Genomic DNA, 419 nt, shown 5'->3' with positions numbered 1-419 from the left:
GTACCGGGTCGAGGCGAGCTACGGTCACATCCGCGATCTGCCGTAGTCGGCCGCCGAAGTTCCGGCGGAGATCAAGGGCAAGCCGTGGGGCCGGATGGGTGTCGACACCGACGGCGACTTCACTCCCTATTACGTCGTCCCCGCCGACAAGAAAAAGAATGTCACCGCGCTGCGCGCGGCCATGAAGGACGCCTCGGAGCTGATTCTCGCGACCGACCCTGACCGCGAAGGCGAGTCGATCAGCTGGCACCTCAAGGAGCTCCTCAAGCCGAAGGTCAAGGTTCGCCGCATTGTCTTCCACGAGATCACCGAAGAAGCCGTGAAGGCCGCGCTCGCCGAGGCCCACGACGTGGACGAGAATCTGGTCCGCGCCCAGGAGAGCCGCCGCATTCTCGATCGGCTGTACGGCTACACCTTGT

1 protein-coding gene is annotated in these 419 nt (G+C 64.2%); it reads left to right on the top strand.

Annotation, left to right across the window (positions count from 1 at the left end):
- Positions 1-94 precede the first annotated feature (94 nt).
- Positions 95-419, top strand: a 325-nt coding sequence (locus I6F37_RS41750) for a toprim domain-containing protein (protein WP_225154634.1), incomplete at its 3' end; no start/stop codon positions are given.

The sequence above is a fragment of the Bradyrhizobium sp. NBAIM08 genome, assembly GCF_020193935.1.
Lineage (GTDB): Bacteria > Pseudomonadota > Alphaproteobacteria > Rhizobiales > Xanthobacteraceae > Bradyrhizobium > Bradyrhizobium yuanmingense.
This window is presented reverse-complemented; position numbering and strand designations above follow the sequence as displayed.